The organism is Vibrio sp. AK197, assembly GCF_053903115.1.
The window spans coordinates 797,000-811,426 of record NZ_CP096429.1; the positions used below are offsets into that span (position 1 = coordinate 797,000).

At 44.4% G+C, this 14,427-nt stretch carries 12 protein-coding genes; 3 read left to right on the top strand and 9 right to left on the bottom strand.

The window, feature by feature from the left end; genetic code table 11:
* Positions 1–246: 246 nt before the first annotated feature.
* From M1D72_RS03575 to M1D72_RS03590, 4 genes are all read right to left on the bottom strand, one after another.
* Positions 247–999 carry an SDR family NAD(P)-dependent oxidoreductase gene (locus M1D72_RS03575; protein ID WP_456294542.1) on the bottom strand — a complete coding sequence of 251 codons (753 nt, stop codon included), beginning with the start codon at positions 997–999 and terminating at the stop codon, positions 247–249.
* Between the two features lie 30 nt (positions 1,000–1,029).
* Positions 1,030–2,136, bottom strand: a complete 1,107-nt coding sequence (locus M1D72_RS03580; protein WP_456294543.1) for an alkene reductase — start codon at positions 2,134–2,136, stop codon at positions 1,030–1,032.
* Between the two features lie 219 nt (positions 2,137–2,355).
* Positions 2,356–2,667 carry a stress response translation initiation inhibitor YciH gene (yciH, locus tag M1D72_RS03585; RefSeq protein ID WP_390195362.1) on the bottom strand — a complete coding sequence of 104 codons (312 nt, stop codon included), beginning with the start codon at positions 2,665–2,667 and terminating at the stop codon, positions 2,356–2,358.
* A 7-nt stretch (positions 2,668–2,674) separates the two neighbouring features.
* The gene (locus tag M1D72_RS03590) at positions 2,675–3,052 is read right to left on the bottom strand and encodes a DUF3319 domain-containing protein (RefSeq protein ID WP_390195548.1); all 378 of its coding nucleotides are present in this window, start codon (positions 3,050–3,052) and stop codon (positions 2,675–2,677) included.
* A gap of 98 nt (positions 3,053–3,150) precedes the next feature.
* On the opposite strand from M1D72_RS03590, the gene M1D72_RS03595 reads away from it, so the two are divergent.
* A complete protein-coding gene (locus M1D72_RS03595) occupies positions 3,151–4,119 on the top strand; it encodes a tyrosine-type recombinase/integrase (protein ID WP_456294544.1) in 969 nt (322 codons plus the stop codon).
* On the opposite strand, the gene M1D72_RS03600 is transcribed toward M1D72_RS03595, so the two are convergent.
* Together M1D72_RS03600 and M1D72_RS03605 are read right to left on the bottom strand one after the other, a co-directional pair.
* Positions 4,116–5,108 (bottom strand): D-alanine--D-alanine ligase, encoded by a 993-nt coding sequence (locus tag M1D72_RS03600; RefSeq protein WP_456294545.1) that lies wholly within the window; start codon positions 5,106–5,108, stop codon positions 4,116–4,118. The two genes, M1D72_RS03595 and M1D72_RS03600, sit on opposite strands and share 4 nt — an antisense overlap.
* Before the next feature lie 184 nt (positions 5,109–5,292).
* Positions 5,293–5,868: an SPOR domain-containing protein gene (locus M1D72_RS03605; protein WP_456294546.1), complete on the bottom strand. Its 576-nt coding sequence runs from the start codon at positions 5,866–5,868 to the stop codon at positions 5,293–5,295.
* Positions 5,869–6,100: 232 nt separating this feature from the next.
* Here M1D72_RS03605 and M1D72_RS03610 point away from each other — a divergent pair, with 232 nt between their 5' ends.
* Positions 6,101–8,821 (top strand): bifunctional acetate--CoA ligase family protein/GNAT family N-acetyltransferase, encoded by a 2,721-nt coding sequence (locus tag M1D72_RS03610; protein WP_456294547.1) that lies wholly within the window; start codon positions 6,101–6,103, stop codon positions 8,819–8,821.
* A gap of 5 nt (positions 8,822–8,826) precedes the next feature.
* Here the strand turns inward: M1D72_RS03610 and M1D72_RS03615 are convergent, their stop codons facing one another.
* Positions 8,827–9,714: a LysR family transcriptional regulator gene (locus M1D72_RS03615; protein WP_390195372.1), complete on the bottom strand. Its 888-nt coding sequence runs from the start codon at positions 9,712–9,714 to the stop codon at positions 8,827–8,829.
* 254 nt (positions 9,715–9,968) lie between these two features.
* On the opposite strand from M1D72_RS03615, the gene M1D72_RS03620 reads away from it, so the two are divergent.
* A complete protein-coding gene (locus M1D72_RS03620; protein WP_456294548.1) occupies positions 9,969–12,047 on the top strand; it encodes a TonB-dependent hemoglobin/transferrin/lactoferrin family receptor in 2,079 nt (692 codons plus the stop codon).
* A gap of 377 nt (positions 12,048–12,424) precedes the next feature.
* On the opposite strand, the gene M1D72_RS03625 is transcribed toward M1D72_RS03620, so the two are convergent.
* Both M1D72_RS03625 and M1D72_RS03630 read right to left on the bottom strand, forming a co-directional pair.
* Positions 12,425–12,676, bottom strand: coding sequence for a hypothetical protein (locus tag M1D72_RS03625; protein ID WP_456294549.1), 252 nt, complete (start codon positions 12,674–12,676; stop codon positions 12,425–12,427).
* Entirely contained in the window at positions 12,660–14,378 is a 1,719-nt protein-coding gene (locus tag M1D72_RS03630; RefSeq protein WP_456294550.1) for an SgrR family transcriptional regulator, read from the bottom strand. Before M1D72_RS03630 ends, M1D72_RS03625 begins: the two co-directional genes overlap by 17 nt.
* Positions 14,379–14,427: the final 49 nt, after the last annotated feature.

Below are 14,427 nucleotides of genomic sequence, written 5' to 3' on the forward strand. Positions count from 1 at the left end.
ATATATATTATGTTAAATAAAGGCTTAATAAGCGGCTTTATCGCTGTCTTTGTTCCCTCTTCTTGGTTGATGTCTGAAAATTGGTAAATACTATGTGCGTTAAACATAACTATTTACCATAAAATACCTAATAACCAGTGTGTTAATCTTCGAATCTCATCCTGATTATTAGGTGTCGTATCTCTATAGGCTTATCTATTTATAAGCAAACCGGCTTTAACTCAGTCACAAAAAATAATGAGCAAATTAAGCTTGGTAACCATCCACACCTTTGAATGCGGAATAACCATCGTCAACCATTACCGTCGTTCCGTTAATCGCGCTGGCTTCCGGCAGCGACATTAAGTAAATCGCGTTGGCAATTTCCATTGGTTCAATAATTCGGCCTTTCATGTGCAGTTTTCCGCCAATTTCGGCAATGGGCGCGTCGATCATGTCGGTGTTCACCCAGCCAGGCGCAACGGATAACACTCTAACTCCATGGGGAGATAATTCACGTGCTAACGCTTGAGTCACCATTTTCACTCCACCTTTGCTGGCGTGATAGCCCATATTTTCAGTATTTGCTATCGTGCCACAAATAGAGCCGACATTAATAATCACCCCTGATTTTTTCTCGACCATCGCTTTACCTGCAAACTTACCCAAATTTATGGTGCCCATCAGGTTGATGTTTATGGTGTTAAATATATCATCGAGGTCGGCTTCAATCAGTTCTTCACGCTTACCGACCACACCAGCGACATTGGCGACAACATCAAGCTGTCCATATTGTTCAACAGCTTGCTCTACCGCATATTCACACTGAGCAGGATCAGCAATATTACACTCCGTAAATATCACGTCTCCGATTGCTTTTAGCTCACTCATCGCCTGTTCGATCACTTGGGGAGAATCAATGCTGGCAACAACCACTTTATCGCCGTTATTGAGAAACGTTTTCGCCGTTTCCAAACCGATTCCCCGCGTTCCTCCAGTAACAATCACAACTCGATTCATAGATACCTCTATATAACTAAAATAGTTGGTTCATTTTTGTTGATAGTATGGATAGTCGATGTATCCACGATTATCACCACCGTAGAAAAACTCTCTGATCGATTCATTTAAAGGCCAACCGTTGGCCATACGTTCAACTAAATCTGGATTACCAATGTACGGACGTCCGAAGGCCACCATGTCAACCATCCCCGAAGACAGATACCGTTCAGCAGACGACTTATCAAAACCTCCCGCAATCATTAGCACGCCCTTGTAGGCAGCGCGGAACTTTTCTACAAACCCATCTGGTAACGTCGTTGAGCCGTCTGGAACATCTTGGTTATTAAGGTGGACATAAGCGAGGTTTCGTGTTGCTAACTCTTGCCCTAAAGTCGTCCATGTAAGCTCTTCATCATCGAAAGCAGGCATATCACTAAAACGGCCAAAAGGCGAAATTCGAATACCGGTACGGTCGCTTCCAATTGCATTACATACAGCATCGGTGACTTCAAGTGCGAACCTTAATCGGTTATCTATCGTCTGAGCGCCATACGAGTCCGAACGAGTGTTAATACCTGCGTTGATAAACTGTTCAATCAGATAGCCGTTAGCAGCATGAATCTCGACGCCATCAAACCCGGCTTCTATCGCATACTTCGCCGCTTTCACATAATCCGCAATGACATCTTTAATTTCAGCTACCGTCAGTCCTCTCGCACGAGACACCGCAACACGCCCTGCTTCAACATTCTCATCGAACGCAAAACATGTACCATTTGCTTGAGTATCAACACAACTTACGGGAGATTGCCCCTCCGGTTGCAAACTGGTGTGCGACATTCGACCAACATGCCAAAGTTGGATAAAAATTTTTCCTCCTTTTTCATGCACGGCTTTTGTGGTTTGTTGCCATCCGTGCACGTGTTGGCGATTATAAATCCCCGGAATATACAAGAATCCCTGCCCCTGACGGGATATCGGCGATCCCTCAGTGATCAGAAGTCCGGCTGAAGCTCGCTGTTGATAATAGATTGCAGTGTTTTCATCGGCAGCGTCTTGCGCGTTTTGGATCCTAGCGCGAGTCATTGGCGCCATGGCGACGCGATTATTAAGTTGCAGATGGCCTAATTGAATAGGAGAAAATAGAGAAGACATAATAACGGTACTCTTTGGCTAACCAATTGTCGTGTAAAGCTTTACAGTTACTATGAAACTTTTGATATCAAGAATAAAGTGACCAGCATTCCTAACAGTTTGGAATTCAGTGCCACAATCAAACATGTGATAGATGGGGAGAATACAAGAACGAGAAGAACATGAGCAACGCGGTATCAGATAACCGCGCTACTCAGGATGAGATGAGTTTAGACAGAATTAGCCACCTGCTAATTTAACCGTAAACCCTTTCTTTTCTAAATGCGTTTTAATCTTATCTCTGGCATCGCCTTGAATTTCGATAGTGCCTTCTTTCACAGCACCACCACAGCCGCATACCTTTTTAAGCTCCGCTGCAAGTAATTTTAATGGTGCATCATCCATATCCAAACCAGTAACGATGGAAACACCTTTGCCTTTTCTGCCTTTTGTCTGGCGTTGTATTCTAACGATACCATCGCCTTTCGGACGTTCGACCTTCTCTTCTTCGGGCTTAATGCGCCCAGTTTCGGTAGAGTAAACTAATGCCATAACCGTACTACTTCTTCATTTGTTTCGCAGCAGCCTGCTGAGCAAGTAACTGCTGTTCGATGTGTTTTTGAATTGCGATTTTGTTACCTTTAAGCAATCGACCGTTAAAAAAACAGTACCAAGCTTTTGGATCTCCCGTGTCATTTTTTAAAACATGACCGTGAAAATTTTCTTGAGCAGGCTGAGAAGGCTCTTGACGCTTAGCTTCCAAAGAGCTGAACTCTTTGGGGTCGATAATACTGGCGGTATCACAAAACCAATCAATACTTTTTTTAACCGCAGCCATGCTACCAGAAAGCTTATGTTTCTTGATTTTAACTTGCCATACATCAGTGGATGATCCGGCTGTAGAGAGGGTAAAACCTCGGTATGTTGCAACAGGCATAGTAATAATCAATTAAATCAAAGGTTAATTTTAATAATAATTCGATATTATGTGTTATCAAGTTTATCTGAGCAATTGTGAAAAGCGATTACAGCGCCATGCGAAAAAAAATCTTACAAATCAGCGATGAAAAGACCATCGCGACATTTATCAAACAACTTAAAAAACAGGCCACAATCGATACTCTTGATGAACTTACCGATGGTCAATATTCGAAAAATTCGCTTCTGGCGATGGTTAAAGATTGGAACTTGTTCATTGAGTTTTGCACACAAAAACACGTGTCTTCTCTTCCCGCTTCCGTTACCGCTGTTCGGTTATTTATCGAACATGAAGCGGCTCGCCGTAAATTTGCCACCATTAGGCGTTACAATGTCACAATCGGACTAGTACACCGTATTTTATCGTTAAAGGACCCCACTGCCAATCCTCAAGTTATTCATACTATGAACTTTTTTAAAGTTGAAAAGAAAAATGATACCAAAGATACCGTGGCATTCGAAAAGCTGCACCTAGAAAAGCTTAGCGCTAAGCTAATGGACTCGGCGCACCCGATTGAGCGACGCAACTTAGCGGTCTATTACATAATGTTTGAGTGTGCTCTGAAACGTTCAGAATTAAAATCGCTTACGGTTAACGACATTATCTTCGATACAGGCAATGAACAGCTGGCTGTGTATATCGGTGCTCAGCGTTATGACTTGAGTGAACAAGCTCAGCGTTCACTCAAACAGTGGATGAGTTTATTACCTTCCATAGAAAACTATCTCCCATTATTTTCAGCCATTGATCGTCATGGCAATATTAACTCAGCCCCACTCGACGATTCATCGATTTATCGCATTCAACGCTATGCAAGTGATTTGCTGGGATTAAAAGTCGGGTTTTCCGGTCAATCGTCAAGAGTTGGTAAAGTAAAGGATTTAGCAAAGCAAGGAATGACGCTTAGAGACATTCAACATTACGGACGATGGCTAAGCCCTGCGATGCCAAACCAATACCTCGGTAATATTGGCAAAGCAGAACTCGAGAAAATGGTCTTTAAACGTTTTAAACCCCTCGGTTAAAGTGACGACGTAACGCACCCTGCAAGGAAGTCTTTAAACTTATGACCATTGTTTTCAAGCATTTTAGGGAACATCGAAATCGGCGTCATTCCAGGAAATGTGTTGACTTCATTCAGGTAAATTTCACCCTTCTCGGTCATAAAGAAATCGATACGTGATAAATGACGAAGCTTCATTTGCTCAAAAACGCGTTGGCTGTAATGACGAATCAATTCGACCTGTTGCTCGGTGAGGTTTTGAGCTTCAATATCCGTTGTTGAGTGGCTGTCTGCACTGTATTTTTCTTCATAAGTGTAAAACGCATCAGCTGGTGCCTTGACCTCTCCAGGCTTGGTGACAAACAATTCGCCATTCATCTCATATGCGGCCACTTCGAGTTCACGTGGTTTTAACGCTTTTTCAACCAACACTTGCTCAGAGAAACCAAACGCACTGTCTATGGCATCTTTCAATTGTTGCTCATTCGTCACTTTATAGCACCCAACCGAAGATCCCTGACAAGCAGCCTTCACAAATAACGCGCCCCACTCGTTCAATGCATCGCGGCTGCGCTCAAATGCGTTCTGGCTATTTTGTGACAAAAAGAGATAAGGCGTATTCGGGATACCAATCGCATCGTACCAAAGTTTGGACGTAATTTTATTGAAGCTATTGGTGCTGGCTTCGGCTCTGCAGCCTAGGTAAGGAATCCCAGCTAACTCGAGCATCGATTGAATATCGCCCGTCTCACCAGGGAAACCATGAATACAAGGCACAACAAAATCGATGTGTAATGACGTGTCGGCGAAGTTCAGACTGCCGCTATTTGTATCCAAATAAGCCAGTTCGCCATGCTGGGTATACCAACCATCCTTTTTCATCTCAACACGCACAACCTCAAAGCCATTAGTCAGTTCAAGTTGTTGTTGGATAAAATCGGCAGAAACTAGTGAGACTTCGTGTTCCGAGGAACCGCCGCCGCATAATAAAAGAATGGTAGTTTGAGTCATTGAATGCTTTCCATGAAACTGGATTTTAAAAACGATACGTCAATCATAATCAATAAGCGTGAAAGTTACACGAGTTTGAGCTGATAAAAACGTGTTGTGGATACCAATTGGTGGGGAAATAAACGAATTTGACACTAAAAATACAAAAAGGGGGCATTCGCCCCCTTTTTCATTCAAATTCAAATTAATTTAGCTTATTAAGCGCTGGGAATTCAGAATTCTTAATTTTATCAATGCTTTTGACAAAAGGCTTAAGTGATTGAAATTCTTCTGGAAGTTGAGAAATCGCTTTCTTAGCCTCGGTACGCGATGCATAGTCACCGAATAGGACGGTATACCATTTTGTGCCATTAATCACTTTGTAGTTTTCCCAAATTGGCTGTCCATTCGCCGGCAATTTTTTAGCAAAACGATCAACTTTAGCTTGCGAGCCTACCGCGACCACTTGGATGGTATAACCAAATCGTGGGTTCATTGCGACTTGCTTCTCTGAAGGCGCGGAAATGGCGACCGCTGGTTTAGGCTCTTTCTTAACGTTAATCGTATCTGACTTAGGCGACATAGCAACAACCGTCGGTTCAACATTTTGTTCTGAAATGCCATCCGCTGTGCCTTGAGAGGAAACCACTGGCTGTTCAATTGTGCTGTCTGCGGTTTGATAATCTTCTTGGTAACTCTCCGAAGTAACATCTGTGACATAGTCTGATGAGACACATGCAGAAAGTAGAGCCGATAAGCCAACAATTGCTATTTTTTTCATGGGTAATCACACGCCTTATGTAGAAATTACTGTAAATCATGCCGTTAGAGAGGCTCAGAATCAAGCAAACAGGTTAATTATATGTCAGTACATTGTGATTTGAGGCACAAAGTCTCTTTTCTCACTGTTTGTTCGCTCAAACGCTTTCAATTTGTCACAGTCAAAACCGATAATTTTGAATACTCTTTATTATTACATATTCTGTCTTTTCGCATTTTAATGGTGCTCGTGCATGAATAGCTTAACTCAAATATTGAAACCTCGCTCTATAGCGGTCATTGGTGCCTCCACCAAGCCATTGCGAGCAGGCAATGTGGTGATGAAAAACCTGCTTCAAGGCGGGTTTGAGGGCGCTATCATGCCGGTCACCCCCAAATACTCTTCGGTCTGCGGGGTTTTGGCCTATCCAAGTGTTGCTGAACTCCCTGCAACGCCAGACATGGTCGTCCTTTGTACTCACGCCTCCAGAAATATCGAAATCTTTGAACAACTGGCAGAAAAAGGAACCAAATGCGCCATCGTCTTGTCATCGGATATGTACGCCACCTCACAAGACAACACCACATCGATACAGCAGCGATGCGCCGAAATCGCTAAACAAGCCAATATCCGAATGTTTGGACCGAATAGCTTGGGGATCATGCTGCCATGGATCAACTTAAACGCGACCTTTTCCCCCTCTCCCGCACGTAAAGGAAAGATCGCCTTTATCTCACAATCGGCGGCGGTATGTACCACCATCCTTGATTGGGCGAACGACAAAGATATCGGGTTTTCAGCCTTTATTTCACTCGGTAACGCCATCGATATCGATTTTGCCGATTTACTCGACTGTTTAAGTACAGATAGTCACACCGATGCAATTCTGCTGTACGTCGATACGATAAAAGATGCTCGGCGTTTTATGTCCGCTGCAAGGGCCGCATCACGCAACCGACGTATTCTCGTATTAAAAGGCGGGAAAACCGAAGCCGGACGCAAGGCTGCCCATGCCCATACTGGTGGAGACAACACCCTTGATGTGGTCTATGACTCGGCGATTCGTCGTACTGGCATGCTGAGAGTTAACGATACTCATGAATTATTTGCGGCTGTAGAGACATTGACGCATTCGGTGCCGCTTCGCGGAGAGCGTCTTGCCATTGTCACTAATGGTGGAGGGCCTGCCATCATGGCAGTGGATACACTGATTGAACGTGGCGGAAAATTAGCGGAATTTGATGACGCGTTAACTGAACAACTTGACCAATTTTTGCCATCGAGCTGGAGCCGGGGTAACCCCATCGATATGGTCGGCGATGCTGGTGATGACCGCTATGTTAAAACCTTAAACGCGATTTTGGATCATGACTGCGCAGACGCGATCTTGGTCATGCATAGCCCATCCGCGGTCGCTGAATCTGAGAAAACCGCGAACGCGGTGATAGAAGCATTCAAAAAACACCCGAGACACCGCCGATTCAATCTACTGACCAACTGGAGCGGCGAGTTAACCGCCCGCCCTGCTCGACAAATGTTTACTCAAGCTGGCATTCCAACCTACCGCACTCCTGAAAGTGCGGTCGTGGCATTCATGCATCTTGTCGAGTACAGACGAAACCAGAAGCAGTTAATGGAAACACCAACGACCGCAGAACCGGTTCAAAGCACGGAACTCAATGCAGCCAGACATTGGGTCAATCAAGCATTAGCGCATTGTGACCACATCGCGTTGGATACACATCAGTTGGGTAATTTCTTGAAGTGCTTTGATTTTAAAGTACTGCCTACTTGGCTCGCTTCTGACCCAAGTGAAGCGGTCCATGTCGCAGAACAGATCGGATATCCCGTTGCCGTCAAACTTCGTTCACCTGATATCGCACACAAATCGGATATCCACGGTGTCATGCTCAACCTCAGAAACAGCCACGAAGTTGCCAATGCAGCTCAAGCGATATTAGACCGAGCTCACCTCTCCTATCCTTCTGCCAACATACACGGTTTATTGGTTCAAGGAATGGCAAAATCCGCCGGAGGCGAAGAAATCCGCATCAAAGTAAAAACCGACTTACTGTTCGGCCCCGTGATATTAATTGGACAAGGTGGCTCCGAATGGAATGAATCCATAGATGCCAGCTCAGCACTTCCTCCTTTAAACATGACACTTGCTCGCTATCTGATCGTTCGCGCCATCAAACAAGGACACATTCGCCCCCATAAACAGCCAGAGCCATTAAATATCGACGGGCTTGCAGAATTTCTGGTGCGCATTTCCCAACTGGTCATTGATGTTCCTCAAGTCCATGAACTGGATATTCATCCACTCTTAGTCAATGGCAAGGCGTTTACTATTCTGGATGCCGATTTAATTCTTCATGCTTATCAAGGGGACGCGCATCAACGACTGGCCATTCGGCCCTATCCTGTCGAGTATGAAGAGGTGGTGACATTACGCTCCGATGAACAAATTCTACTCAGGCCGATTTTGCCCGAAGATGAGCCCAAACATGCCGATTTTATTCATCATGTATCAAAAGAAGATCTCTATCGCCGATTTTTTACGGAAGTGGGAGAATTCAATCATGAAGCCCTCGCGAATTTAACCCAAATTGATTATGACCGGGAAATGGCTTTTGTTGCGATTGCCGATCTAGGCGGTGAACGTTCCATTATTGGGGTTTCGCGCGCACTGATTAACCCAGACAACACTGACGCTGAATTTGCCATTTTGATTCAAACTGATCAGAAAGGGAAAGGCCTTGGTCAATTGTTGATGCGTAAAATCATTGATTACTGCCAACAGAAAGGAACTCGACAAATGTCAGGAATGACCATGCCGAGTAATAGCGGCATGCTCGGATTGGCTCGAAAGTTAGGATTTAAGGTTGATATTCAATTTGAAGATGGCGTTGCAGACATGGTGTTGCCCTTGCTTACAACGCCGCCTCACGAGTCAACACCAACACTTAAGTGACATTGTCACTTAAGTTTCCAGTTTTTCTTCAAATATTGAATACACCAAGATTTTGCTTCGCCCAACTTATTACGTCGCCAAGCTAGGATTATCTCCATATCCGTAAGTTGGGTGTCTTTAATGGGTTTCAGTATGCCTTGTTCAATTAAAGGATCAGCCACTTGTTTTGGTAATGTACCAATCCCCAAACCTTGTTTTAACGCTTCTAATTTGGCGCTAAAATTGGTGACGGTCAGTCGAGGCTGCTTGTGGAGAATGTTCACACTCAGTGAAGGTTGCTCACGCGCCGTATCAGCGATAGCGATCACTCGATATTTTTCACGCGCTGCTTCATCAAAAACCCCGGTCCGCTTATGGACGTAATGGTCACTTGCCGCGACCCAAACCATCGACATGGTCCCAATCGACTCTGCTTTGACATCATGCGGGTAACTTTCTGGTTTTGGACACACCAACAAGTCAGCTCTTCCCTCTGCCAACGATTCCCAACAGCCAGCGAGGATTTCCTCCTGCAGCCTGACGCGCGTTGAACTCACGTTACCCAAGGCATCTATCATCGGGAAAAAGTTATCAATCGGGATAATACCATCAAAAGCGAGCGTAATATCTAACTCCCAACCATTAGCGAGTAAACTTGCATCGTTCACCAACTTCTCGGTGGCGACTAAAATCGCCCGACCACGTTCAAGAATAAGCTTTCCTGCATCAGTAAAATTCGCTTTATGACCAGAACGGTCAAAAATCATCAAATCTAAATCTTGCTCTAACTTTTGAATTTGATAGCTCAGCGATGAAGGCGCTCTGTCCAACTCATTGGCGGCGGCGGCGAAACTGCCTCTTCTATCAATGGCATCGAGAATATGTAACGCCTCTAGTGTGATTGGACTTTGCACTCAAATGCTCCTTAGTTGAGTAATTTACGTGACACGCTTCACAAATTTTAATCTACAAACTCAACAGTTAGCCGAGCCATAAACAAGTTAACTAACTGTAAAGTAAGAAAAACAATAATAAAAAGCAAGCATTCAATACGATTAACCACAATTTATTTGTTAATACAAATGATAGTAATTATCATTTGTATCCACTAGAATCCGTGCTGCTCAAATAGTTCAATAAATCAAAAACATAATTAGGTATGTTGTCTATGTATAAAGTCAGTCTACTCTCTGCGTCGATTGTCGCTGCGCTATCATTCCCTGCGCTGGCGGAAGAAAACTCAAACAGCGACGCTGAAAATGTGGTGGTATTTGCCACTCGTTCAAATGAAACCATTGATAACGCCGCCGCGTCCGTCGCCATCATTAGCGACCAAGACATTGAAAAACGGATGGCGAAAGATCTTAACGACCTCTTTGACTATACACCAGGTGTTACTTTAAACAATGCAGGTCGACAAGGTGTTCAAAGTATCAATATTCGCGGAATGGAAGGCAAGCGCGTTAAGATTATTGTTGATGGAACCTCTCAACCAAGCCAATTTGATGGCGGACGTTATGAGTTTATCAATTCAAGCGCCGTCACTATCGACCCCGATATGGTTAAATCGGTTACGGTGGTAAAAGGCTCTGCATCAAGTTTGCAAGGAAGCAACGCTTTGGGTGGCGTGGTCGCATTTCAGACCAAAGATCCAAGTGACTTCCTGGCGGGTAACAAAACCTTTGGTGGTCAGGCTAAACTGGCCTACTCGTCAGAAGACAACTCTTTCAGTGAACACGTTGCATTAGCAAACCGCTCGGGTGATCTCGAGTCATTGGTGGCGTATACCCGTCGCGACGGGGAAGAAACAGATAACTTTGCTGATAACAACGATCTTCAAAACTATTCGTTGAAATCAAAAGACACGAAAAACAATGATCTTTTGGTCAAGCTCCAATACCAAGTCAACCCAAGTCATCGCTTAGAGTGGACCGGTGAAGCTATCCATAATGACAGCACTGGCGACGTACAAAACAGCTTCTACCCTCAGTATCAGGGCGATGATGAAACCAAACAATACCGTTTGGCCCTGAAGCACATTTGGCAAACACCCTACGCGTTTGCAGATACCATCGACACGCAAGTCTCATGGCTGGACAGAGATCAGTCTGCCGTTACAAATAGAAGTAATAGCTCTAACACGCAGCGTAAAGATTATTACTACAAAGAGCGTAAGATAGAAGTCGAATCTCAATTTGATAAAGCGTTGGATAATCACTACATCGTTTACGGATTTAGCTACTCACATAATGACATTGATAACACCAATAACGAATACAACACCTCTTCTGCTGATCAACAGCTGATATATACCCCAAAAGCAAAAGAGCAAACGGCTGGACTGTTTATTCAGGATGAGATCTATCTCTTTGATGATGCGCTGAAAATTATTCCTGGTCTTCGTTACGACTACTATTCGACTGAACCATCACCTACCGCGACCGAATCATTTGAAGATAGTAGTGACTCGGCTTTGACCGCTCGTCTTGGTGCTAACTACGCTTTGAACGCGAAAAACTCTGTTTATGCGCAGATAAGCCAAGGGTTTAGAGCGCCTGCGTTTGACGAACTGTACTATACGTACGATAACCCCACTCGCGGTTATATCAATACTCCTAACCCTGATTTAAACGCAGAGAAAAGTATCGCTTACGAACTGGGTTATCGCTACCGTGGAGCTCTCTCTTCAACAGAGTTCAACATGTTCTACAGTGACTATGATGACTTTATTGAGAGAACCGTAGAAGTCCTGCCTTCAGGCATTCAAAATATGTATTACGACAACCTCAATAAAGCGACGATAAAAGGCGTTGAGTTAGCCAACAGTATCCAATGGTATGATTCGGGCCTATCTACCCGCGTAGCGGCGACCTATGCCAAAGGCGAAGATGGCGATGGTAGCCCGATCGATAGTGTCAATCCGTGGAATGGTGTTATCGCACTTAACTATGATGATGACCAAGGTCTGTGGGGAACAAGCTTAACATTCAACTATACCGCCAGTAAGCAAAGTAAGGATATCAGTGAGAGTGCACGCTCAAGTCAAACCGCCTTACCAAGCTCACAGGTTATCGATTTAACGGCTTACTACAAGCCAATCAAAGACGTAACGATTCGTGCAGGTGTATTCAACCTCACCAATGAGGAATATTACTTGTGGAATGATGTACGCGGTGATAGCGACCTGTTCAAAGATGACTCACAAGCGAAGCGCAATTACTCGTTGTCTGTGATGTATCAATTTTAAATCTGACCAATACGACAAAAGCCAGCATACGCTGGCTTTTTACTGTCATTCATTCAAAAACGGTTTAGCAAAAGACACGAATGAATACGGTGTTGGCTTTTTAGTTTGTTGCCATCTCTTTTTTAACCATTACTGCTGCAGCAACGATAAAAGCGACGATGAGTGCGAGTTCCATGAAGTACCTCTATTAGCTTCTTTAAGGAAAAAGTGAACTTTAAGCACGGTAATTGTACCAGTGTTCGCACAAGTTGATAGTGAATTATTCGAATTTCGTACATTTTATCGACTTAGATCAACTCTGTCCCGGTGCTAAATAGTGAGATTAACGAAATGTTTTTAACCACTAACCGCAGTTTATAAAGTCGTCATCACATTCTCTATTTCACCACGACTTTGCCGCCAATGATTTTATACGCGGGCGTCCCGCGGACGAGAGTGTCACGAGCAAAAACATTCTGGCATTTAGGACATATACACGGTGTCTGAGTGTGATCGTCAAGAATTCTCTGCTTAAAGCATTTGACCAACGCCCCCTTTCCTCCTTTTGCGTATTTATACAAAAGCGCGCGGCATTGAGAGCAGTAGATAGCGACGGTTTTTGTCGGCAGTTTTTTATTGGGTTTGGCCATGGCTTGACTCTAATATTTCTGGTTTTACCCACACTTGGCTAAAGTCAAACCAACCTAAAGCGTTGCATTTGGCATTTTGCAGCGATCCACACTGATCTTTACTGATCCCTAGCCAGCAATGAAAGAGAGGAATAATTTGTCGACTCTCGATTAACGAGCGACTGAGGTGTTTAGCGGGAAACTCATTAGACTCATCTGCCATCCAATCTTCCACCAGCGCCGTCCACTCAATAAAATCCGCTTGCGGACTAAACTGCTCGATATCACTGGTATTTAATAACCATCCCGCCAATGCATCATCACGATTTGAACTGATTCCCATCGGTTTGATCCAGATATCGATATCATCTAGCTGTTCAGGCGCCAACTCATAAGTAATTTCTTCCACATCCAAACCGTCAGCCTTAAGCAGATTGCTCATCGCTTTCATTACCGTCGCAAACATCGGGTGCTGCGCGTGGCAAGCAATTTTCACTCGGCCACTATGCGGAGGATGAGTCGCCTTAGCGGAAGGTTGTTGCTGATACCAGCCTGGTTTTAAGCCGTGGGCTGGCAATACACCAAGTTCAATAATTTTATCTTGCGGCAATTGCCCATAGATATTCAGTGAGCTGAGAGTGTGGGAGAAGTATTCAGCCCAAGCGGGATCTTTTGGTAAACCGTGAGACCGATTGAGCAACAGATACGAACAACCTGGGTCCAGCTCAACGTCGTCGTGAACCAAGCCTGTGGTCGTATGTTTGATGGGTTTAGCCAAGCTTGGAAAAATCAACGATGAATGCTGATCGTCAATAACCCAGACCTCCACACTATCCATCAGAGGACGAAAGCCATAATAGCTATCAAACGCACTGAGTACCAAGCGTTGCTCATCGTTACGCACAACGCGATAAGGTCCAGTCCCAATTGGCAGCAAATCAAAATCATCCCCCCTTAGCGAGGCCGCTGGCAAAATTTTTGCGCATGATTCCGATAAGAAAAACGGCAATTTAGTGTCTGGTTTACTCAGTTGAATATCGACAATCAGGTCACTTGGCGACGTCACCGACGCGATATGATCAAATAACGCTTTACACTTCAAAGCGAGTAATGATTCAACCACCATTTGAGTTGTCAGTAAGTCACCATTGTGAAATCGCACACCCGGGCGTAGATAAAAACGCCAAACCTGCGGAGTGAGTGCGTGCCAAGTATGAGCGAGGTCAGGTTGTAATTGCTCCTGACTATCAAGCCGCGTAAGCCCACTGAAGACTTGATGCACAATATGTTGTTCTGAACGACGCATGGGTTTGAGCGGATTAAGCATTGATAGAGGGCGATAATATGGTAAGCGTATAACATGTTGCCCTTCTCGCTGCACGACACCTAAGTAACTCTCGATCACTTGGGCGAGTTTACTGGTATCACCATCTAAAGCATTGAGTGCTTGAGCAATCTTTCCATCTTCGAGATAACGCCGGGCGAGGTTCTCACTGACATCACTACGACTGCGTTTGAAGATGAGTTGAGACAATTTGCCGCGCCCAGGCGCTGGGTGCCACTCAATCCATCCTTCTTCTTCAAGTTTATTCAGTACGATACGAGCATTACGCCGAGTACAAAATAGAATGTCTGTAATCTCATCCAATTGAACACCACAATCTTTGCCATGGTAATGTTCGAACAAGGTTTCAAATTGTGACCGTAAACGTGGGCTACTCATAAAGGGGAAATTTTCTAAAACGACACGTCCCCTAAGTTTCCGTATTTTC

Coding starts and splice junctions, on each gene's coding strand:
- M1D72_RS03590 (WP_390195548.1), bottom strand. CDS start 3,052: ATGCCTGTTGCAACATACCGAGGTTTTACCCTCTCTACAGCCGGATCA.
- M1D72_RS03625 (WP_456294549.1), bottom strand. CDS start 12,676: ATGGCCAAACCCAATAAAAAACTGCCGACAAAAACCGTCGCTATCTAC.
- M1D72_RS03630 (WP_456294550.1), bottom strand. CDS start 14,378: ATGAGTAGCCCACGTTTACGGTCACAATTTGAAACCTTGTTCGAACAT.
- M1D72_RS03605 (WP_456294546.1), bottom strand. CDS start 5,868: ATGAAAAAAATAGCAATTGTTGGCTTATCGGCTCTACTTTCTGCATGT.
- M1D72_RS03620 (WP_456294548.1), top strand. CDS start 9,969: ATGTATAAAGTCAGTCTACTCTCTGCGTCGATTGTCGCTGCGCTATCA.
- M1D72_RS03580 (WP_456294543.1), bottom strand. CDS start 2,136: ATGTCTTCTCTATTTTCTCCTATTCAATTAGGCCATCTGCAACTTAAT.
- M1D72_RS03575 (WP_456294542.1), bottom strand. CDS start 999: ATGAATCGAGTTGTGATTGTTACTGGAGGAACGCGGGGAATCGGTTTG.
- M1D72_RS03610 (WP_456294547.1), top strand. CDS start 6,101: ATGAATAGCTTAACTCAAATATTGAAACCTCGCTCTATAGCGGTCATT.
- M1D72_RS03595 (WP_456294544.1), top strand. CDS start 3,151: ATGCGAAAAAAAATCTTACAAATCAGCGATGAAAAGACCATCGCGACA.
- yciH (WP_390195362.1), bottom strand. CDS start 2,667: ATGGCATTAGTTTACTCTACCGAAACTGGGCGCATTAAGCCCGAAGAA.
- M1D72_RS03600 (WP_456294545.1), bottom strand. CDS start 5,108: ATGACTCAAACTACCATTCTTTTATTATGCGGCGGCGGTTCCTCGGAA.